This window comes from Streptomyces sp. NBC_01244, from assembly GCF_035987325.1.
GTDB lineage: Bacteria > Actinomycetota > Actinomycetes > Streptomycetales > Streptomycetaceae > Streptomyces.
Map to the genome: position 1 here is coordinate 4,918,932 of NZ_CP108488.1, position 20,956 is coordinate 4,939,887.

Annotated in this window: 19 protein-coding genes, 1 tRNA gene and 1 pseudogene; 12 read left to right on the forward strand and 9 right to left on the reverse strand. The window is 70.5% G+C overall.

The features are described from left to right. Nucleotides 1-90 precede the first annotated feature (90 nt). On the reverse strand, nt 91-345 hold the full coding sequence (gene crgA / locus OG247_RS22135; RefSeq protein ID WP_250738676.1) for a cell division protein CrgA: 255 nt from the start codon (nt 343-345) through the stop codon (nt 91-93). 91 nt (nt 346-436) lie between these two features. On the opposite strand from crgA, the gene OG247_RS22140 reads away from it, so the two are divergent. The 6 genes and pseudogenes from OG247_RS22140 (at nt 437) to OG247_RS22165 (ending at nt 4,365) form a co-directional block, all read left to right on the forward strand. Next, the gene (locus tag OG247_RS22140; protein ID WP_327253869.1) at nt 437-1,213 is read left to right on the forward strand and encodes a DUF881 domain-containing protein; all 777 of its coding nucleotides are present in this window, start codon (nt 437-439) and stop codon (nt 1,211-1,213) included. Next, nucleotides 1,182-1,925: a class E sortase gene (locus tag OG247_RS22145; protein WP_327253870.1), complete on the forward strand. Its 744-nt coding sequence runs from the start codon at nt 1,182-1,184 to the stop codon at nt 1,923-1,925. The genes OG247_RS22140 and OG247_RS22145 overlap by 32 nt, the downstream gene beginning before the upstream one ends. Nucleotides 1,926-1,990: 65 nt before the next feature. Further along, nucleotides 1,991-2,191 carry a hypothetical protein gene (locus OG247_RS22150; RefSeq protein WP_327257829.1) on the forward strand — a complete coding sequence of 67 codons (201 nt, stop codon included), beginning with the start codon at nt 1,991-1,993 and terminating at the stop codon, nt 2,189-2,191. Then, nucleotides 2,188-2,826 (forward strand): aminodeoxychorismate/anthranilate synthase component II, encoded by a 639-nt coding sequence (locus tag OG247_RS22155; RefSeq protein WP_254382122.1) that lies wholly within the window; start codon nt 2,188-2,190, stop codon nt 2,824-2,826. Before OG247_RS22150 ends, OG247_RS22155 begins: the two co-directional genes overlap by 4 nt. 131 nt (nt 2,827-2,957) lie before the next feature. Beyond that, a pseudogene (locus tag OG247_RS22160) lies at nt 2,958-3,635 on the forward strand (class E sortase); the annotation flags it as partial. Between the two features lie 10 nt (nt 3,636-3,645). Beyond that, nucleotides 3,646-4,365, forward strand: a complete 720-nt coding sequence (locus OG247_RS22165; RefSeq protein WP_327253871.1) for a class E sortase — start codon at nt 3,646-3,648, stop codon at nt 4,363-4,365. Between the two features lie 31 nt (nt 4,366-4,396). Here OG247_RS22165 and OG247_RS22170 read toward each other — a convergent pair whose 3' ends face one another. The 7 genes from OG247_RS22170 to OG247_RS22200 form a co-directional block, all read right to left on the reverse strand. After that, nucleotides 4,397-5,434 carry a restriction endonuclease gene (locus OG247_RS22170; RefSeq protein ID WP_327253872.1) on the reverse strand — a complete coding sequence of 346 codons (1,038 nt, stop codon included), beginning with the start codon at nt 5,432-5,434 and terminating at the stop codon, nt 4,397-4,399. A 153-nt stretch (nt 5,435-5,587) separates the two neighbouring features. Further along, complete coding sequence (pknB, locus tag OG247_RS22175) at nt 5,588-7,606, reverse strand: Stk1 family PASTA domain-containing Ser/Thr kinase (RefSeq protein ID WP_327253873.1); 2,019 nt, start codon at nt 7,604-7,606, stop codon at nt 5,588-5,590. Nucleotides 7,607-7,821: 215 nt separating this feature from the next. Next, entirely contained in the window at nt 7,822-9,288 is a 1,467-nt protein-coding gene (locus OG247_RS22180; protein WP_327253874.1) for a peptidoglycan D,D-transpeptidase FtsI family protein, read from the reverse strand. Next, the gene (locus OG247_RS22185) at nt 9,285-10,709 is read right to left on the reverse strand and encodes an FtsW/RodA/SpoVE family cell cycle protein (protein ID WP_327253875.1); all 1,425 of its coding nucleotides are present in this window, start codon (nt 10,707-10,709) and stop codon (nt 9,285-9,287) included. Before OG247_RS22185 ends, OG247_RS22180 begins: the two co-directional genes overlap by 4 nt. A 31-nt stretch (nt 10,710-10,740) precedes the next feature. Next, nucleotides 10,741-12,216 carry a PP2C family protein-serine/threonine phosphatase gene (locus OG247_RS22190; protein WP_327253876.1) on the reverse strand — a complete coding sequence of 492 codons (1,476 nt, stop codon included), beginning with the start codon at nt 12,214-12,216 and terminating at the stop codon, nt 10,741-10,743. A gap of 141 nt (nt 12,217-12,357) precedes the next feature. Next, on the reverse strand, nt 12,358-12,861 hold the full coding sequence (locus tag OG247_RS22195) for an FHA domain-containing protein FhaB/FipA (protein ID WP_243331039.1): 504 nt from the start codon (nt 12,859-12,861) through the stop codon (nt 12,358-12,360). 10 nt (nt 12,862-12,871) lie between these two features. Next, nucleotides 12,872-13,729, reverse strand: a complete 858-nt coding sequence (locus OG247_RS22200) for a DUF3662 and FHA domain-containing protein (RefSeq protein ID WP_327253877.1) — start codon at nt 13,727-13,729, stop codon at nt 12,872-12,874. Between the two features lie 292 nt (nt 13,730-14,021). Here OG247_RS22200 and OG247_RS22205 point away from each other — a divergent pair. From OG247_RS22205 to OG247_RS22230, 6 genes are all read left to right on the forward strand, one after another. Then, nucleotides 14,022-14,104: transfer RNA gene (locus OG247_RS22205), tRNA-Leu, on the forward strand. A 442-nt stretch (nt 14,105-14,546) separates the two neighbouring features. Beyond that, complete coding sequence (locus OG247_RS22210) at nt 14,547-16,160, forward strand: sensor histidine kinase (RefSeq protein ID WP_327257576.1); 1,614 nt, start codon at nt 14,547-14,549, stop codon at nt 16,158-16,160. Between the two features lie 20 nt (nt 16,161-16,180). Next, nucleotides 16,181-16,828: a response regulator transcription factor gene (locus OG247_RS22215; protein ID WP_327257577.1), complete on the forward strand. Its 648-nt coding sequence runs from the start codon at nt 16,181-16,183 to the stop codon at nt 16,826-16,828. A gap of 44 nt (nt 16,829-16,872) precedes the next feature. Next, nucleotides 16,873-18,321 carry a DUF2252 domain-containing protein gene (locus tag OG247_RS22220; protein WP_327253878.1) on the forward strand — a complete coding sequence of 483 codons (1,449 nt, stop codon included), beginning with the start codon at nt 16,873-16,875 and terminating at the stop codon, nt 18,319-18,321. Between the two features lie 132 nt (nt 18,322-18,453). Then, on the forward strand, nt 18,454-19,299 hold the full coding sequence (locus OG247_RS22225) for a J domain-containing protein (RefSeq protein WP_442813367.1): 846 nt from the start codon (nt 18,454-18,456) through the stop codon (nt 19,297-19,299). A gap of 92 nt (nt 19,300-19,391) precedes the next feature. Continuing rightward, nucleotides 19,392-19,736 carry a rhodanese-like domain-containing protein gene (locus OG247_RS22230; RefSeq protein WP_327253879.1) on the forward strand — a complete coding sequence of 115 codons (345 nt, stop codon included), beginning with the start codon at nt 19,392-19,394 and terminating at the stop codon, nt 19,734-19,736. Nucleotides 19,737-19,761: 25 nt separating this feature from the next. Here OG247_RS22230 and OG247_RS22235 read toward each other — a convergent pair whose 3' ends face one another. Continuing rightward, the gene (locus tag OG247_RS22235) at nt 19,762-20,913 is read right to left on the reverse strand and encodes an acyl-CoA dehydrogenase family protein (protein ID WP_327253880.1); all 1,152 of its coding nucleotides are present in this window, start codon (nt 20,911-20,913) and stop codon (nt 19,762-19,764) included. Between the last annotated feature and the right edge of the window lie 43 nt (nt 20,914-20,956).

The following is a 20,956-nucleotide window of genomic DNA, read 5'->3' on the forward strand; positions in this document are numbered from 1 at the left end:
TCTCCACAGAGTTATCCACAGATCTTCTGTCTTTTCCTCAGGTGTGGATGACGCTGTGGATAACTCATGGGGAGAGCTTGCGGAGCCGGGCTACTTCCACTGCGTGGAGACGCCGAATCCTGCCGCAATGAAGCCGAATCCGACCACAATGTTCCAATTTCCGAGGGCTTCGATCGGAAGCTGGGTCTCGGACAGATAAAAAACGACGATCCATGCCAGGCCGACCAAGAAGAACGCCAGCATGACCGGGGCGACCCAGTTGCGGTTCGTCAGCTTGATCGACTGCGGCGTCCGCGTGGGGGGCGGCGTGTAGTCGTCCTTCTTGCGGATACGTGACTTCGGCACGAGGGGCTCTCCTGTCGATGGGCTGGGGACCTTGCCTGCCCCGGGCGTCCGTTAGCGTAGTGGACCTGTGGCGTTGAAGGAGAAGGGTACGTTGAGCAATTCCGACGACTCCTCCGCGGGTCCCCGTCGCCGTGCCAGACCGGTCCGGCTGCTCACGGCCGCCGTTTTCGCCCTGGCCGGCTTGATCTTCGTCACCAGCTTCAACACCTCCAAGGGTACGAACATCCGGACGGACGCCTCGCTCCTCAAGCTGTCCGACCTGATCCAGGAGCGCAGCCAGAACAATCTGGAGCTGGAGAAGAGCACCGCCACCGCACGCGACCAGGTCGACGCCCTCGCCGCCCGCGACAACGGGAGCACCAGGGCCGAGGAGGCCAAGCTGGCCGCCCTGCGCGCCGCCTCCGGCACCGAGGAGATCACCGGCAAGGCCGTGACGGTCACCCTGAACGACGCGCCCCCGAACGCCACGGCCCGCATCCCCAACGTCCCCGAACCGCAGCCCAACGACCTGGTGATCCACCAGCAGGACCTCCAGGCCGTGGTCAACGCCCTCTGGCAGGGCGGCGCCCAGGGCATCCAGGTCATGGACCAGCGCCTGATCTCCACCAGCGCCGTGCGCTGCGTGGGCAACACCCTGATCCTCCAGGGCCGGGTCTACTCGCCCCCGTACAAGGTGTCGGCGGTCGGCGACCCCGGCGCGCTGAAGAAGGCCCTCGCGGCCTCCCCGGCGCTGCAGAACTACCAGCTGTACGTGAACGCGTACGGGCTCGGCTGGAAAGTGGACGAGCACAAGGCGCTGACACTGCCGGGCTACTCCGGCACAGTGGACCTCCACTATGCGAAGCCGCTGGAGCCCGCCACCCCGTGACCGTGACGTCGACGTGCCGCGCCTGCTGGTACGGACGTTCAGCGAGGTGTGTCTGACCGCGGGCTCGCTCATCGTGCTCTTCGTCGTCTACGTCTTGCTGTGGACCGGGGTCAAGGCCGACCAGGCCATGGCCGGGGAGATGGCCCGCATGAGGGACGGCTGGTCCGCGGCGCCCGCGGCCGCCCCGCAGCCCGCCCCCGCGCCGTCGACGGCCCCGGCCGCCCCGGAGACCGCCGCGTACCCGCCGGGCCGGGCCTTCGCCGAGATGTACGTCCCGCGCTTCGGCCGCGACTGGAACAAGCCCGTCCTGGAGGGCACGGGCACGGAGCTGCTGAAAAAGGGCCTGGGCCACTACGCCGGCACGGCCCGGCTCGGCGGCACCGGGAACTTCGCGGTGGCCGGCCACCGGCGCACGTACGGGGACCCCTTCAAGGACGTCCCCAAGCTGCGCACCGGCGACCTGGTGATCCTCAAGGACGCCACCGGCTGGTACACGTACACCGTCCGCGCGCAGGCGCTGCGCACGCTCCCCACGGAGGTCGGCGTCGTCGATCCGGTGCCGGCCCGCTCGCCCTTCACCGGGCCGGGCAAGTACCTGACGCTGACCACCTGCGACCCGGAATGGGGCCACAGCCACCGGCTCGTGGTCTGGGCCGAACTGACCGGTATGCGGACCCTCGCCCAGGGAGTACCGGAGGGTTTGGCAAGGTGACCCTCCGCGCCGGGCGGGTGGCTTTAGGCTGTGGACGTACCGCCCCTGCGGTGCGTTGAACGATCGTGGACGAAAAGGACAAAGGCGGCATGTACGGCTGGATCTGGCGGCATTTGCCGGGTAACGCGTGGGTACGCGTGATGATCTCCCTCGTGCTGGTGCTCGCGGTGGTGTTCGTGCTGTTCCAGTACGTCTTCCCGTGGGCCGAGCCGCTGCTTCCGTTCAACGATGTGACGGTGGACGAGGGATCGGGAGCGACTCCGTGAGCGCGCGCATTCTGGTTGTCGACAATTACGACAGCTTTGTCTTCAACCTGGTCCAGTACCTCTATCAGCTCGGCGCCGAGTGCGAGGTGCTGCGCAACGACGAGGTCGAGCTCGCCCACGCCCAGGACGGCTTCGACGGCGTACTGCTCTCCCCGGGCCCGGGCACGCCCGAAGAGGCCGGGGTCTGCGTGGACATGGTCCGCCACTGTGCCGACACGGGCGTACCGGTCTTCGGTGTCTGCCTCGGCATGCAGTCGATGGCCGTCGCCTACGGAGGCGTCGTCGGCCGGGCTCCGGAACTGCTGCACGGCAAGACCTCGCCGGTGGTCCACGAGGGCCTCGGAGTCTTCGAAGGACTTCCCTCGCCCTTCACCGCGACCCGGTACCACTCCCTCGCGGCCGAGCCGCCGACCCTCCCGGACACGCTGGAGGTCACGGCGCGGACCGAGGACGGGATCATCATGGGTCTGCGTCACCGCGAGCACGACGTCGAGGGCGTGCAGTTCCACCCCGAGTCCGTGCTGACCGAGTGGGGCCACCGGATGCTCGCGAACTGGCTGGTGCGCTGCGGTGACGCGGGCGCGGTGGAGCGCTCGGTGGGGCTCGCCCCGGTGGTGGGCAAGGCCGTCGCGTGACGGCGCTCGCGCCGTCCGCGCCCACCGAGGGCCGGGCAGCGCGACGCAGGGCGGCACAGGAGGCCGCGAAACGCACGCGCGCGCGGGGCCGGGGCCGGCGGCGCAGGCGGCCGGCCTCGGGCGGGCCGGTGGTGGTCGTCAGCAGGCTCGCGGGGGAGCTGTTCATCACGCTGGGCCTGGTGATGCTGCTCTTCGTCGGCTACCAGCTCTGGTACACGAACTTCCTGGCGGGCCGCACGGCCGATGACGCGGCCGGATCCCTGCTCCAGACCTGGGACCGCGATCCGGCCGGGGCGGCGGCCCCGCCCGTGGCGGCGTTCGAGCCGGGACAGGGCTTCGCGATCCTGTACATCCCGAAGCTGGACGTGAAGGTGCCGGTCGCGGAGGGCACGAACAAGGCGAAGGTCCTCGACAAGGGCATGGTCGGCCACTACTCCGAGGCGCCGCTCGCGACCGCGATGCCCGGCGATCCCCAGGGCAACTTCGCGCTGGCGGGCCACCGGAACACGCACGGAGAACCGTTCCGCTACATCAACCGGCTGGTGCCGGGGGACAAGATCGTGGTGGAGACGCGGGACGCGTACTACACCTACGAGACGAGCACGCAGCTCGCGCAGACCCCGCCGTCGAACGTGTCGGTGATCAAGCCGGTGCCGGCCGGATCGGGATTCACCTCTCCGGGCCGGTACATCACGCTGACCACCTGCACCCCGGAGTTCACCAGCACCTACCGGCTGATCGTATGGGGCAGGATGACCGCTGAACGCCCCCGCAGCCAGGGTGCTCCGCCCGAGCTGACCAGCCCGTAGAGGATCCGCAGTGTCACGTGCCGCACCGCCCCCGCACCGCAGCGCCGTCGCGGGGTTCCTGAGCCTGCTGGGCGAGGTCCTGATCACCGTGGGCCTGGTGCTCGGGCTGTTCGTGGCGTACTCGCTGTGGTGGACGAACGTCCTGGCGGACCGGGACGCCTCCGCGCGCGGGGACGCGGTGCGCGAGCAGTGGGACCGGGCGGCGCCCTCGCAGACGGCGGCTGCGGCGCCGGGCGCGCTGGACGTCCAGGGCGGGATCGGCTTCCTGCACGTGCCGGCGATGAAGAACGGCGAGGTGCTGGTCAAGCGGGGCACCGGCTCGGATGTCCTGAACGACGGCGTCGCCGGCTACTACACGGAGCCGGTCAAGTCGGCGCTGCCGTGGGACCCGGCAGGGGGCAATTTCGCGCTGGCGGCCCACCGCGACGGGCACGGGGCCAAGTTCCACAACATCGACAAGCTGAAGAACGGCGACGCGGTCGTCTTCGAGACCCGCGACACCTGGTTCGTGTACAAGGTCTTCGCCGAGCTGAGCCAGACCTCGAAGTACAACGTGGACGCGATCAGCCCGGTCCCCAAGGAGTCGGGCCGCACCGCGCCGGGCCGCTACATCACCCTGACGACCTGCACGCCCGTGTACACCTCGAAGTACCGCTACATCGTGTGGGGCGAGCTGGTCCGCACGGAGAAGGTCGACGCGAAGCGGAGCCTCCCGGCGGAGCTGCGCTGACTTCGAAAGCGACAGCCTGTCTCTTTCGAAGTCAGCGCAGGACCTGGAGCCGTACACCGGCACTCCAAGCCTCCAGAAGGCCCCTGTGCACGGCCGTGACACCGCCCTGGGCGGCAATGGCCAAGGACTCGCGCGTGAAGGCGCAGGTGGCGACGTAGAGGGCCACATCGGCCTGGTGGAGGACCTTGGAGGCCCCGAGGAACTTCTGCATCTCGCCGCTGAGCACGTGCCGGAAGGGCGCGAAGTTCTTGCACTGGACGGCGACCGAGCGTCCGTCCGCCGTCTTGGCGCTGATGTCGACCCCGCGGTCGCCGCCGTGCCCGCCGTACACCTCCACGCCGGTGCAGCCGTCGCGGCGCAGCAGGCCGGCGACGTGCTGCTGGAATTCCCGCCAGTGCATGGCGTCGATGGTTCCGATGACCCCGGTGAGGGCCTTTGTGTCCTGGCCGCGCTGGAGGCGGCTGAGCTGGAGGTCGTGCTCGATGAGCCGCTGCTGGATCTGCCGGACGTCCTCCCGGAGGGAGATCAGCTCGTGGCGCTGTTCGCCGGAGGTCTCGATGAGGACGTTCAGCATCGGCACGACGGTCTTGCCGAGCACGTCGGTGATGCGGTTGTCGATCCGCTCGTCGAGCTCGTCCCAACTAGGCTTGTGGATAAGGTTGTCCACAGGTCGTGTGTGGACCTCGGCCTCGGCGTCGAGGAGGTGGTTACGCACCTGACGTGCGACTTCGCTGTCCCTGAGGAGCATCCCGACGTTCAGGACGGCCCGACGGTGGAATACCGCGAGTGACGAAGCCTGTGACGGAATGTCACCGAGTTGCTTGAAGTAACTCAGTTCTGTACCTGTCAGAACCCGGTAGCCGTTGGACTCCAGTTCCTCGCGGTGGTCGAACAGCAGGGCGCGAATCACGACCTGGGTGACCTCGTAGTACGCCGCCACCATCGCCGTCGTCACATGCAGCCCGTCCGGCAGGAGTGACAGCACCTTCACCCTGTCCAGTACTTCCGTCCGCTCCAGGACGCTCGTGCGCAAGGTCTTGGACTCCAGCAGCACCGTTTCGTTGATCATGGTCCGTCCGTCCGTCCGTCCCTCCCGGGCGGGCTCTGCTGCCCACCCCCGTCCGGGCTAACGAATTTCGTACATATGAAGACACGCACGGAAAAAGGGTCCGGCCCCTCTCGTGGAGAGGGGCCGGACCCGTTGGTGCTCGTTCCTGCGCGGTCAGCCGCCCAAGCCTCCGAAGAAGCCGCCGCCGTCGTTGCCGCCGTTCTGCTGGCCGTCGGGCGCCGTGTTCACGTTGATCACCTGGCCGGGGGCCACCGGGCTGCCGACGGGCGGGTCCGTGCTCAGGATCCTCGCCTTGCCGTCCGAGGAGCCCGACAGGATGGAGCCGAAGACCAGACCCTTGGCGGCCAGCAGTTCCCTGGCCTGGTTGACGGTCCTGCCGACCAGGTTCGGGACCACGAGCTGCTGGACCGGCTTGGCGACGGAGATGTTGACCGTCGAGCCGACGTCGACCTGGCTGTTGATGCCGGGGTCCTGGCCGACGACCGTCTTGGGGGCGGTGCCCGGGGGCGCGTCCACCTCCGTGACGCTGCCGAGCTTCAGCTTGAGGGCCTGCAGGGCCTTCGAAGCATCGGCCTGGCTCTTGCCGGTCAGGTCCGGGACGGTCACCTTGGAGATTTCCTTGGCCACCGTCAGCTCGATGGTCGAGCCCTTCTCGGCTTCGCCGCTCTTCGGGTTCTGCTCGATGACGGTGCCGGCGGGCCGCTCGGACTCGACCGTCTTCTTCTCGATCTGGAAGCCCTTGCCCTGGAGCTCCTTCTCCGCGTCGGCGATCGCCAGGTTGATCACGTTCGGGACGAGGACCTTGGGCGCGCCGGTGGAGACCTTCACCTTGACGACGGAGTTCTTGTCGACCTTGAGGCCCTCGGCCGGGGACTGCTCGCAGACGCTGCCCTTGGGGACGGCGTCGCAGGGCATCTCACCGTCCTGCTGGACGACGAGACCGACGTTGTCCCCGTTGGCCTTGGCGGCCTCCAGGGTTTCGCCGATGAGCTTGGGGACCACGGGCCGGTTGTCGGCGGTGGTCTCGAAGATGGAGCGCCCGATCAGGATCGCGCCGACCAGGACGAGGATGCCGGCGGTGACCAGCAGGATCGTGGAGGCCTTGCTCTTCTTCTGCGGACGCCGGCCGCGGCCGCCCTGGTCGTAGCCGCCCTGGTCCCCGTAGCCGTAGCCGCCGTCGCCCGGGGGCATCGGCGGGAGCATGGAGGTCTGGTTCGGGTCGGCGGTGCGCAGGGCGGTGGTGGGCTGGTCGTAGCCCTGGTGTCCGTAGCCGTGGCCCTGGTCGGGGTAGCCGTAGCCGGCGGCGCCCATGGAGGCGGTGGCCGCGACGGGCTGGCCGTCGAGGCAGGCCTCGATGTCGGCGCGCATCTCGTCGGCGGACTGGTAGCGGTAGTCGGCGTCCTTGACCAGCGCCTTCAACACGATCGCGTCCATCTCGGGCGTGATCTCGGAGTCGAAGTTCGACGGGGGCTGGGGCTCTTCCCGTACGTGCTGGTAGGCGACGGCGACCGGGGAGTCCCCGATGAACGGCGGACGGACGGCGAGGAGCTCGTACAGCAGGCAGCCGGCCGAGTAGAGGTCGGACCGCGCGTCGACCTGCTCGCCCCTGGCCTGCTCCGGGGAGAGGTACTGGGCGGTGCCGATGACGGCGGCGGTCTGCGTCATGGTCATGCCGGAGTCGCCCATGGCGCGGGCGATGCCGAAGTCCATGACCTTGACCTGGCCGGTGCGGGTGAGCATGACGTTGGCGGGCTTGATGTCGCGGTGCACGATGCCGGCGCGGTGCGAGTACTCCAGCGCCTGGAGGATGCCGATGCACATCTCCAGGGTGCGCTCGGGCAGCAGCTTGCGGCCGGAGTGCAGGAGCTCGCGCAGGGTCGAGCCGTCGACGTACTCCATCACGATGTACGGGATGGAGATGTTGTCGACGTAGTCCTCGCCGGTGTCGTACACGGCGACGATCGCCGGGTGGTTGAGCGATGCGGCCGACTGGGCCTCGCGGCGGAACCTGGCCTGGAAGGACGGGTCGCGGGCGAGGTCGGCGCGCAGGGTCTTGACGGCGACGGTACGGCCGAGCCGGGTGTCGTGGGCGAGGTAGACCTCGGCCATGCCACCGCGGCCGAGCACGTGGCTCAGCTCGTACCGGCCGCCGAGGCGACGCGGCTCTTCCATAACGTTGCAGCCCTCTCCGTCAGTCCCGACCGCACCGGTGTGTGGTCCGGCGGTGTGCTGTTCGCGCAAAGGCTACCGGCCGATCGTCGGTGATCGGTTCGTGACCACAGGCTGATACCGGACCGGTACCGTACGCTCGGATCCGGGCGGGGACAGTGACCCGGATCACATCTGTGGGCCCCTTGCGGCTCTCGCGTGGCCTTCCGCCCCGCCCGTTACCCCTTGTTGCTCTTGAGCACGGCTTCCATGACCGCCTTGGCGACCGGGGCGGCGAGGCCGGCGCCGCTGATGTCCTCGCGGTCCGCGCCGCTGTCCTCGATCACGACGGCGACGGCGACCGGCGAGCTGCCGTCCGGGTTCTCGACGTAGGAGATGAACCAGGCGTACGGGCGCTTCTTGTTGCCCTCGCCGTGCTGGGCGGTGCCGGTCTTGCCGCCGACGACGGCGTTCTTGATCCGGGCGGTCCTGCCGGTGCCGTTCTCGACGACGTTGACCATCATGTCCCGGACCTTCTTCGCGTTCTCGGCGGAGAGGGGACGGCTCATTTCCTGCGGCTCGTGCTTCTCGATGACGTCGACGTTGGGCGACTGCAGCTGGTCGACCATGTACGGCTTCATCAGCTTGCCGTTGTTGGCGATGGCGGCGGTGACCATGGCCATCTGGAGCGGGGTGGCCGCGGTGTTGAACTGGCCGATGGAGCTGAGGGCGTTGCCGTCCTTGCCCATGGTCTTGTCGTAGACGCTGGCGAAGGCGCGGACCGGGGTGTCGATCTTGTCGTTGTTGAAGCCGAACTTCTCGGCGGTCTTCACCATGTTGTCCCGCCCCACCTTGTCGCCCATGTTGGCGAAGACGGAGTTGCAGGAGACCTGGAGGGCGTAGTTGAGGGTGGCCTTGCCGCAGTTCGGGGCGTGGTTGACCATCTCGGTCTTGGTGCCCGGGAGGATGTACGGGTCCTCGGTGTCGGTCGGCGCGTTGACGTCGGTGACGACGCCGTGCTCCAGGGCCGCGGCGGCGGTGACCACCTTGAAGGTGGAGCCGGGCGGGTAGGTCTCGCGCAGGGCGCGGTTGACCAGCTTCTTGTCCTCGCTGTCCTTGAGCTCGACCCAGGCCTTCTCGTCGGCCTTCGAGTTGCCCGCGAAGGACGTGGGGTCGTACGAGGGGGTGCTGACCAGGGCGAGGATCGCGCCGGTGCGCGGGTCGATCGCCGCGACGGCGCCCTTCTTGTCGCCGAGCTTGTCGAACGCGGCCTTCTGCGCGGCGGCGTTGAGCGTCGTGACGACGTTGCCGCCCTGCTTCTTCTCGCCGGTGAACATGCCGATGGTGCGGTCGAAGAAGAGCCGGTCGTCGTTGCCGGTGAGGATGCCGTCCTCGAGGGACTCGAGCTGCGTGGAACCGAAGGCCTGCGAGGCGTAGCCGGTCACGGGGGACCAGAGCGGACCGTCCATGTAGGTCCGCTTGAACTTGTAGTCGCTGCCGTCGGTGACGGCGGAGCCGGTGATCGGCTTGCCCTCGACGATGATGTTGCCGCGCTCGGTGGCGTACTGGGCGATCTGGACCCGCCGGTTCTCCTTGCGGGTGCTCAGTTCCTCGGCCTTGACGTACTGGATCCAGTTGGTCCGCACGAGCAGTGCCAGGACGAGCAGCCCGCAGAAGATCGAGATGCGGCGCAGGGGCTTGTTCATGACGGGCGGACCACCTGGGTCATCTCGGAGTCGGGGGACGGAGCCGGGGCCGGGGCAGGGCGGCGTGCGGTGTCGCTGATCCGGATGAGGATGGCGATGAGGATCCAGTTCGCGAGGACGGACGAGCCGCCGGACGCGAGGAAGGGCATGGTCATGCCGGTCAGGGGGATGAGGCCCATGACTCCGCCGGCGACCACGAAGATCTGGAGCGCGAAGGCACCGGAGAGGCCGATCGCGAAGAGCTTGCCGAAGGGGTCGCGGGCGGCGAGGGCGGTGCGCACGCCCCGCTCGATGATCAGGCCGTAGAGCAGGAGGAAGGCCATGACCCCGGCGAGCCCGAGCTCCTCGCCGACGGTGGAGAAGATGAAGTCGGAGTTGGCGGCGAAGCCGATGAGGTCGGAGTTGCCCTGTCCCCAGCCGGTGCCGAGGACCCCGCCGGAGCCGAAGCTCATGATCGACTGGCCGACCTGCTCGCAGGCGCCGGACTTCTGGTAGCAGGCGAAGGGGTCGAGCCAGGCGGTGACGCGGGCCTTGACGTGGCTGGCGGTGGCGCCGACCACGGTGGCCCCGCCGACGCTCATGAGCAGGCCGATGACGATCCAGCTCGTCCGCTCGGTGGCCACGTACAGCATGATCACGAACATGCCGAAGAAGAGCAGCGAGGTGCCGAGGTCGTTCTCGAAGACCAGGACGAGCAGGCTCATCGCCCAGATCATCAGGATCGGGCCGAGGTCGCGGCCGCGCGGCAGGTAGAGGCCCATGAAGCGGCGGCTGGCGAGTGCCAGGGCGTCGCGCTTGACCATGAGGTAGCCGGCGAAGAAGACGGCGATGACGATCTTCGCGAACTCGCCGGGCTGGATCGAGAACCCGCCGACGCTGATCCAGATCTTGGCGCCGAAGACGTCGGCCCCCAGACCCGGGACCACGGGCAGGATCAGCAGCACGAGCGAGGCGGCCATCGAGATGTACGTGAACCGCTGGAGCACGCGGTGGTCCTTGAGGACCAGCAGCACGACGGCGAACAGCGCGATGGCCAGCGCCGTGTACATCATCTGCCGGGGCGAGGACTCGGAGAAGGCCCCGAACTGCCGCTTCGCGAGGTTCTGCAGCCGCTCGGACTGGTCGAGGCGCCAGATCAGGACGAGGCCCAGCCCGTTGAGGAGCGTGGCGATCGGCAGCAGCAACGGGTCGGAGTACTTGGCGTAGCGCCGTACGACGAAGTGGGCGATGCCCGCCAGCACGGCGAGGCCGAGCCCGTAGGTGAACATGCCCGGGGGCAGTTCGCCGTCGATCGACAGGCCCGCGTTGGCGTAGGCGAAGATCGTGATGACCACGGCGAAGGCGAGCAGCAGGAGCTCGGTGTTCCGCCGGCTCGGCGCCTCGATGGCGCCGATGGTGGTCGTGTTGGTGACAACGCTCATGGTGTGGCGGGCCCCCTGTGCCCGCGTATGTCTACTGCTTCTCGCACAGGCCGACGACCTGCTGCTCGGCGGCAGTCAGGACGGGGCCGGGTGTTTGGTTGCCCTTGGCCTCGGCGGCACGCCGTTCCTCGTCCTTCTTGCACGCGGAGGTCTGGGTGCCCAGCTCGTCGATCTTCGTCCGGGCGGCGTCGAGGCTGCCTTCGCTGATCGTGTCCACGACCTGCTTGCGCTTGAAGGGCGGCAGGTACTTCAGTTCGATGTCGGGGCGGTCGGTCTCCACCTTGGAGAGCTCCAGCGGCCCCAGCTTCTGGCTGATCCCGCGGAAGAGCGCGACGTGCTCGTCCTTGACTCCGACGTAGAACTGCGTCTGGGTCCAGCGGTAGCCCGCGTACAGGCCGCCGCCGATGACACCGAGGACCACGAGCAGCGTCAGCGTCCGCGCGGTCCACTTGCGCCCTTTGCCGCGGCGCCTGCGCGGGTGGTCGTACGTGTCCTCGTACCCGGAGTCCCCGTCGTACGGGTCCGGGTCGCCGAAGCTGCCGTACGCGTCGGCTCCGCCGCCCTGTCCCTGGGCGCCGTAACCGCCGTAACCCGGGGCCTCGCCGCTGCCGGGGGGGCCGAAGGCGCCGGCGGGCGGGGAGCTCTGGCGGCCGAGCCCGGAGGCGCGGCCGGCCGGGGTCTGCATGGCGTTGCCGCCGTCGAAGAGCTGGTGGTGCTGGTTCTCGGCGACCGCGCCGACGACGACCGGGGTGTCGTTGACCTGGGCGGCCAGGGTGTCGCCGCTGTCGGTGTCGAGGACGTCGGCCACGATGCAGGTGATGTTGTCGGGGCCGCCGCCGCGCAGTGCGAGCTGGATGAGCGAGGCCACGGTCTCGCGGGGGCCGTGGTAGTCGGCGAGGGTCTCTTCCAGGGTCTGGTGGGAGACCACGCCGGAGAGCCCGTCGGAGCAGATCAGGTAGCGGTCGCCGACCCGGACCTCGCGGATGGAGAGGTCGGGCTCGACGATGTCGCCGCTGCCCAGGGCCCTCATCAGCAGGGAGCGCTGCGGGTGGGTGGTGGCTTCCTCTTCGGTGATCCGGCCCTCGTCGACGAGGCGCTGCACCCAGGTGTGGTCCTGGGTGATCTGCGTGAGGACGCCGTCGCGGAGCAGATAGGCGCGGGAGTCGCCGACGTGGACCAGGCCGAGGCGCTGGCCCGTCCACAGCAGGGCGGTGAGCGTGGTGCCCATGCCCTCCAGCTGGGGGTCCTCCTCGACCATGACGCGCAACTGGTCGTTGGCGCGCTGCACGGCGGTGCTGAGCGCGGTGAGCATGTCGGAGCCCGGGACGTCGTCGTCGAGCTGCACGAGGGCGGAGATCACCTCGGAACTGGCGACTTCACCGGCGGCCTGGCCGCCCATGCCGTCGGCGATCGCGAGGAGACGGGGCCCGGCGTAGCCGGAGTCCTCGTTGCCCTCGCGGATCATGCCCTTGTGCGATCCGGCGGCGAACCGCAGGGACAGACTCATGCGCACCTGCCCTGTCGACGCCTCGGGGTACAACCGGTCTCGAGCCACACTGCCCACCCTCCGGCCTGGAGCGCGCTCTGGTCCGTGTCCCCGGTGGGACGGACCGCTGCGGCTCGCTCGCTCCGCTCGCTCATTCTCGTACTACTTCCGCAGCTCGATGACGGTCTTGCCGATGCGGATCGGGGCGCCCGGCGGAATGGGCGTCGGGGTGGTCAGCCGGGTCCGGTCGAGATACGTGCCGTTGGTGGACCCGAGATCCTCGACGATCCACTGGCCGTCACGGTCGGGGTAGATCCTGGCATGCCTGCTGGAGGCGTAGTCGTCGTCCAGCACGATCGTGGAGTCGTGGGCGCGGCCCAAGGTGATCGTCTGGCCGGCGAGGGCCACCGTGGTGCCCGTGAGGGTGCCCTCGGAGACGACGAGTTTGGTGGGCGCACCGCGGCGCTGGCGCTGCTGCGGTGGGGCCGCCGGCTGGCGGCCCTGCTGCGTCGGGGCGCCGGAAGCGCCCCCGCCGCGTCGGGAACCGCGCTGCGTGACTCTCGTACCGAAGAGATCGCTGCGGATGACCTGGACGGCCACGATGACGAACAGCCACAGAACGGCCAGGAAACCCAACCGCATGACCGTCAGGGTCAGCTCTGACATTGCCCCCGCTTCACCCTTCGGCTTGCCGGTAAATGATGGTGGTGGAACCCACGACGATCCTCGAACCGTCGCGGAGCGTAGCGCGGGTGGTGTGCTGCCCGTCCACCACGATGCCGTTGGTGGACCCGAGATCCTGGATCGTCGAGGGCGTTCCGGTCCGGATCTCACAGTGCCGGCGCGATACGCCGGGGTCGTCGATCCGCACGTCGGCTTCGGTGCTTCGGCCGAGTACGAGCGTAGGGCGCGAGATCTGGTGGCGGGTGCCGTTGATCTCGATCCAGTGGCGCCGGACGGCGCCGCCGGTGGGCACGGGAGCCGGTCCGCCCGGTCCTCCGTGTGCGCCGGGACCCTGTCGGCGCGCACCGGGACCGCCCGGGGGCGGTCCGGCGGGCATGGGCGGCGCGGAGGTCGGAGGGTATCCGTAGCCTCCGGGCTGGGCCGGGGGGGCCTGGTGGCCCTGACCCTGGCCTTGCTGGCCGGGGGACTGGGAGGTGCTGGAGGCGAGCGTGCGGCTGCGGACCCGGTAGAGCCCGGTGTCCAGGTCGTCGGCCTTCTCCAGCTGGACCTTGATGGGGCCCATGAAGCTGTAGCGCTGCTGCTTGGCGTAGTCGCGGACGAGGCCCGCGAGCTCGTCGCCGAGCTGGCCCGAGTAGGGGCTCAGGCGCTCGTAGTCGCCCGTGCTCAGCTCCACGATGAAGTCGTTGGGGACGACCGTTCGCTCGCGGTTCCAGATGGTGGCGTTGTTGTCGCACTCGCGCTGGAGGGCGCCCGCGATCTCCACCGGCTGGACCTCGGACTTGAACACCTTGGCGAAGGTGCCGTTCACCAGACCTTCGAGTCGCTGCTCGAACCGCTTCAGGACTCCCATGGGGCACCTCCTCCGTCGTTGTCGCCCTGTACTGCTTACTGATCGTATCCACGCATGGCGGATTCGGGTGGTTCCCCATCGGTCACGTGCGCAGGAGTGTTGGTCCTCACAAGCGATCGTAGGGGCGCCCCGAGGACAGTGTCCCGCACCGGCGGCCGAGTACGGGAGGGGCGGTCGTCGGCGGGAGCCGGGAGAGCACGAAAAGCGATGTGAATCCACCCCATCCGACGTGCTAATGTTCCGATGTCGCCAGGGGAACGGCCCGCAAGGGAAGAACCGCTGGTAGCCACTTGCGCGAGTGGCGGAACGGCAGACGCGCTGGCTTCAGGTGCCAGTGTCCTTCGGGACGTGGGGGTTCAAATCCCCCCTCGCGCACAGTTGAGAGAGCCCCCGCTCCGGAGAGATCCGGAGCGGGGGCTCTTTCGTTGTGTCCGGGGGTGCGGGCCGGGGGTCCGGGGTGCGGGCGGGGCGTGACGAGGGTCTCGGGTGGCCGGTGGCCGGTGACCGGCGCGTGCTGCGTGGTGCGCCCGCGGGTCGGAGGAATGAGGGGCCGGACCCTCCTCTCGGCGGGCGCACATTCCAGACCGATAAAAACCGGGAAATTCACGGGGGCGGCGGACTCCGGCCGTGGTCGTCGAGGCGAGGCCGGGCGATGAGCGCGGCCCGCGCTGCGCCGGGAGACTTTCGTTGAGGGGGGCGCGACTAAAGAGGGCAGCCCGGTGGCGGGGTGGTGTCTAGGGTCGGCCGGGTGGATGTGACGGCGAGGGCGCGTGCGGGATGGGACTGGGTGAAGGGGCCCGAGCCCTGGACCCGGCGGATGCTGGCGGGGGATCTCGCGCTGGCCGTGGTGCTGGTGCTGCTCGGGGTGGGGGTCGAGGAGCTCGACAAGGGCTCCACGACCCGGATGGTGGCCAGCGCCGTGTCCGTGGTGGTGCTGACCCTGCTGCGGCGGCGGCTTCCGGTGTTCACGCTGGTGGTCGGTTCGGCCGTCGGCGCGTACCTTCCCGGGGCGTTCCTCGTGGCGATCCCGCTCGGCTGGTCGGCGGGGCGGCGCATCGTCGGCGTCGGGCGGGCCCTCGGCGCCTTCACCGCGGCCTTCGCCGCGGTGGTGGGCCTCTCCGTGTTCAAGGAGTGGTCGCAGGGGCAGCCGGTGCTGATCGTCGTCTTCGGCACCCTGATGTTCCTGGCCATGGTGGTCATGCCCGGTCTGGCCAGCCGCTACTGGTCCCAGCGCGGCACGCTGCTGCGCGCCCTCCAGGAGCGCAACACCCAACTGCTGCGCGAACGGGCGATGGTCGCGGGCCAGGCCCGGCTGCGCGAACGCCAGCGCATCGCCCAGGACATGCACGACAGCCTCGGCCACCAGCTCGCGCTGATCTCGGTGCACACCGGTGCGCTGGAGGTCGATCCCGTCCTGACCGACCGGCAGCGGGAGGCGGTGGGCGTGCTGCGCCAGGCCTCGGTCGCCGCCATGCACGAGCTGCGCGAGGTCGTCGGGATCCTGCGGGACGGGGTGGAGGCGCCGCTGCCGGTCGAGGAGGCGCAGCCCGCCGCGCGCGGGGTGGCGGGCATCGCCGGGATCGTGGAGTCGGCGCGGAGCGCGGGGACGGACGTACGGCTCACCACCGCGGGGCAGCCCAGGCCGCTGGTCGCGGCGTGCGACCACGCGGCGTACCGGATCGCGCAGGAGGCGCTGACCAACGCCTACAAGCACGCGCCGGGCGCGCCCATCACGGTGGAACTGCGCTACGAGGACGACTCCTTGGTGGTGGAGATCGCCAACGGTCCGGCCGCCGGTCCGGGCGCCGGTGAGGTGGTGTCCGGCGGGCAGGGGCTGACCGGGCTGCGCGAACGGGCCCGGCTGGTCGGCGGCATGGTCTACGCGGGGGCCGCGGAGGGCGGCGGATTCCGGGTGGCCGGGGTGCTCCCGTACGGGACCGAGCCGGCCGGGGCGCAGGAGGCCTGGGCGGAGGAGGTCGCCGACGACTTCGGACAGCGGGGGCGGGGCGGTGGGCAGGCTCCGATCGACTGGGAAGCGGTCGACCGGAAGCTGCTGAGCGGGGGCGGACGGGCCGGGGGCGTGACGCTGGGCTGCGGGATCGCGATCGCGGCCATGGTGGTGCTGGTGATCGTGATCGGGGCCGCGGTGGCGTTGCTGGTGGGCTCGGTGGGCGATGCGATGCTCGGCAAGGACGAGTACGACGCCGTCCACGTGGGCGACGCGGAGGACGCGGTGCGGTCGAGGCTGCCCAGTGGGGACAGCGTCTTGACCGAGGGGCTCGACCGGAAGGGGCCGCCGCGTCCGAAGGGCGCGACGTGTCTGGCCTTCCTGGCGGACGATGACACCGACCTCGGCACCGACAGCGTTTTCCGGTTCTGCTTCAAGGACGGCAAGCTCGTCGACAAGCAGGCGTACCAGGCCAAGCAGTAGGAGCTCGGGTGACAGCCAAGGTGATCCGCGTGGTGATCGCTGACGACGAACCGCTGATCCGGGCCGGGATCAGGATGATCCTGACCTCGGCGGCGGACATCGAGGTCGTCGCCGAGGCGGCGAACGGCCGGGAGGCGGTGGAACTGGCCCGGGCGCACGGCCCGGACGTGATGCTGCTGGACATCCAGATGCCGGTGATGGACGGGCTGACGGCGCTTGCCGAGCTCGGGCGGGCGGCGCCCGAGGTGCGGGCGCTGATCCTGACCACCTTCGGGGAGAAGGAGAACGTGCTGCGGGCGCTGAGCGGCGGCGGTGCGGGGTTCCTGCTGAAGGACTCGGCGCCCGGCGAACTCATCGGCGCGGTGCGGGCGGCCGCGATGGGTGACGCGTACCTGTCCCCGGCGGCTACCCGGCACGTGGTGGACCAGCTCGCGTCCGGCCGGACGGCCGGCCGCGACGAGCAGGCGAGGCGCAGGGTGGCCGAACTGAGCGAGCGGGAACGGGGAGTGCTGGCGCTGCTGGGGGAGGGGCTGTCGAACGCGGACGCGGGGCGGCGGCTGCACATGAGCGAGGCCACGGTGAAGACGTACGTGAGCCGGATCCTGGCGAAACTGGAATGCGAGAACCGGGTACAGGCGGCCCTGCTGGCCAGGGACGCCGGCCTCTAGGTACGGTCGGGCCGAAATCCGATGGCGATCAGGGGGCGGGGCGCATGACGGTGGTAGCGCAGCAGCGGGGCGTGGGACCGGAGTCGAAGGTACGGATCCCGGAGGTCGAGGGGTTCGCTCCGCGGCACTCGGGTTCGTCGGCGGGGTCGCCCGCCGGCTCCCCCCGGGAGGCGGGCAAGGCGCTGCGGACGCGGGTGCCCCGGGCGGCGCACGCACGGTTCGAGGCCCCGGCCGACCGGCCGGACGCGGTGCGGGCGGTGGAGGAGTCAAACGTCGGACGGGTCGCCGAGCTCACGCCGATACGGGTCGGCCGGATGGCCGCCAACCCCTTCGCCTTCCTGCGCGGGGCGGCCGGTCTGATGGCCCACGACCTCTCCGGCGGTCCCGTGACCGGGATCGGCGCGCAGATCTGCGGCGACGCTCACGCGGCCAACTTCGGTCTGTACGGGGACGCGCGAGGCCGGCTGGTCATCGACCTCAACGACTTCGACGAGACGGTCTTCGGCCCGTGGGAGTGGGACCTCAAGCGGCTGGCCACCTCGCTGGTCCTGGCGGGCCGGGTGGCCGGCGCGGACGAGGCCACCTGCCGGGCGGCCGCGCACGACACGGTGGGCGCCTACCGGCGCACGATGCGCCTGCTGGCCAAACTGCCGGCCCTCGACGCGTGGAACGCCATCGCGGACGAGGAACTGGTCTCGCACACCGACGCCCGTGACCTGCTGGGCACCCTGGAACGGGTCTCGGAGAAGGCCCGCAACAACACCTCCGCCCGGTTCGCCGCGAAGTCCACCGAGCCCACGCCCGACGGGGGCCGGGCCTTCGTGGACGCGCTGCCCGTGCTGCGCCGGGTCGGAGACGGGGAGGCGGCGGCCGTGGCGGCCGCGCTGGGCCCGTACCTGGAGACCCTGCAGGGCGACCGGCTGCCGCTGCTGGCCCGGTACGCGATCCACGACGTGGCCTTCCGGGTGGTGGGCACGGGCAGCGTCGGCACCCGCTCGTACGTGGTGCTGCTGCTCGACCACCGGGGTGAAGCGCTGGTCCTCCAGGTGAAGGAGGCCCGGCCCTCCGCCCTGCTGCCGCACCTGCCCGGGCTCGGCTTCGTCTCCCCGCCGGAGGAGCACGAGGGCCGCCGGGTGGTGGCCGGGCAGAAGCGGATGCAGGTGGTCTCCGACATCCTGCTGGGCTGGACGACGGTGGAGGGGCGGCCCTTCCAGGTCCGCCAGTTCCGCAACCGCAAGGGCAGCGTGGACCCGGCGGCACTGGCCGCCGACCAGTTCGACGACTACGGGCGGATGACCGGAGCCCTGCTGGCGAGGGCGCACGCGCACAGCGCGGATCCGCGGCTGCTGTCCGGGTACTGCGGCAAGAGCGACGAGCTGGACGAGGCGATCGCCGGCTTCGCCGTGGCCTACGCCGACCGGAGCGAGGCCGACCACGCGGTGCTGGTGGCGGCCGTGCGGTCGGGGCGGATCGCGGCGACGACTGGAGTCTGAGCAGACGGGGTCTGAGCGGCCGGGGTCTGAGCGGCCGGGGCCCGGGACCGGGTCCGCAGCCGGGATGTTTCACGTGAAACCGGTGGATGTTTCACGTGAAACACCCGGGCCCCTGGGCCTTAGGCTGGCCGGGTGAGCGAGCAGACAGTTCCCGAAGCGTCCGAGCCCGGCTCCGGCGAAGGCCCCGGCCCCGCTGCCGACGAGCGGCCCGAGGCGCGCCTGGAGCGCGCCGTGCGGGCTGCCGAGCAGGCACTGATCGAGTTCGAGATCGCGGTGGAGACCTTCCGGGTGGAGGTCGAGAACTTCTCCCGCCTCCACCACCAGAAGCTCGGGCCGATGTACTCGCGGCTCGACGAGCTCGACGCCCTGATCGCCGAGGCGAAGGCGGCGAGGACCGGGGATCCGGAGGACCTGCGCCGTGCGCGCGATGCCCGCTCGCTGGTGATGCCGATGCCCGGGGTGGACGAGCTGTTCCACGACTGGCTGGACGGCGACGGGATGTCCGACGACGCCTCCGCGATGCTCACCGACCGCGCGGTGCGGCCGCCGGATCGGGTGCGCCCCTCGGAGGAGGTGCGCCGCCTCTACCGCGAGCTGGTCCGCCAGGCGCATCCCGACCTCGCTCAGGACGAGGCCGAGCGCGAGCGGCGCGATGCGTTCATCGTGCGGGTCAACGCGGCCTACGGACGTGGCGAGGAGCAGGTGCTGCGCGAGCTGGCGCAGGAGTGGGCGGCGGGCCCGGCACCGGCCGAACCGCGGCTGAGCGAGAGCGAGGAACTGTACGAGCGCCTCGAGTGGCTCTCGCGCCGCAAGGAGCTGCTGTCGGTGGTGGCCCGGGAGCTCGAGGAGAGCGCGATCGGGTCGATGCTGCGGATGGCCCCGGAGGACCCGGACCGGCTGCTGGAGGAGATCGCCGAGCAGCTGCTCGGCGACGTCGAGAAGCGCGAGGCGGAGCTGGCGGCGCTCGCCGCCGAGTGACCCCGGGGCGGCCGGCGCCGGCGGCCGGACGGGCCGGCCGGCCGGGTCGGATAGGTTGGCTCAGCTATCCGTGACGAGAGAAGGCGACAGACATGAACTCCGGACCGCTTCCCTCGGTGGCCGCCTCCGCATTGCCCTCCGAAGCCCTTGTCCTCGACGTTCGCGAGAACGACGAATGGGCGGCCGGCCACGCCGAGGGCGCGCTGCACATCCCGATGAGCGAGTTCGTGGCGCGCATCGGTGAGCTGACCGAGAAGATCGAGGACGAGCGCCCGGTCTACGTGATGTGCCGGGTCGGCGGACGCTCCGCCCAGGTGGCCCAGTACCTGCGGGGCCAGGACATCGACGCCGTGAACGTGGCCGGCGGCATGCAGGACTGGGAGGCCGCGGGCCGCCCGGTCGTCACCGACGCGGGCACCCCGGGCTTCGTCGTCTGAGGCCACTGCCGCCGAAGGTAACGGCCTAGGCGAGGGGGTGGGCGGCCAGCAGGTCGCCCAGGGCCTCCTCGTGGGCCGCGGCCGGGCCGAGCTGGAGCTCCAGCTGCTTGGCCCAGGCGTGGTAGCGGTGGAGCGGGTAGTCGGTGTCGGCGCCGAAGCCGCCGTGCAGGTGCTGTGCGGTCTGTACGACGCGGCGTACGCCCTCCGAGGCCCAGATCTTGGCCACGGCCACATCACCGGCGCTCGGCAGCGGTCCGCCCGCTCCGCCCGTGGAGGCGTCGAGTCGCCAGGCGGCCTGCCAGAGGGTGACCTCCATGGCGCGCAGGTCGATGTAGCGGTCGGCGGCCTGGACGGCGACGGCCTGGAAGCTGGCCACCGGGAAGCCGAACTGCTCGCGCTTGCTCGTGTACTGGCTGGTCATGGTGAGCACGTTCTCGCCGAGGCCGAGCGCGAGCGCGCAGGTCCCGGTGGCCAGGAGCTGGCGCAGGTGGTCCCAGACGCCGGGCGCTTCGATCAGGTGCGCGGCCGGGACCCGTACGCCGTCGAGGGTGAGCTCGGCGAGCCGCTCCCCGCTGGTGGAGTACTGCTCCGCGAGGGACAGGCCCTCGGCGCCCCGGGGGACGAACGCGAGGACGGCCTCGCCCTCCCCGGTGTGGGCCGGTACGGCGGTCCAGTCGGCGCTGTGCGCCCAGGCGACGGCCGTCTGGAGCCCCTCCAGGACCCAGGTGTCGGCGTCCTGTCGTTCCTGCCGTGCGGTGACGGCCAGTTCGGCCGGGTCGTGGCCGCTGCGGCCGTGCGCGGCGACGGTGAGGACGACGCTGCCCTGCCCGGCGCCGGGCAGCAGGGCGCCGGTCAGCTCGGGGCTGCCGTGGGCCTGGACGGTCATGGCGGTGGCGCAGTGCTCCAGCAGCGGCACCCGGGCCAGTACCTTCGCGGCCTCGCGCAGGACCAGGCACAGGGCGATGGCGTCGAGTCCGGAGCCGCCGTGCTCCTCGGTGAGGACCAGGCTCAGCAGGTCGGAGTCGGCGAGCTTGGCCCACAGCTCGCGGTCGAACTCCTCGGCCACCGCCCTCGGCGTGAGTGCGGGGCTGGGCACGCCGTCGGGGACCACGTCCGCGAACACGGCCTTGGCCGCCTCGACGGCGGCCTGCTGCTCCTCGGTGAAGGTGAAGTCCACTGCCTGTCCTCCCGCGTACCCGAATCGTGCTCTGCCTGACGGT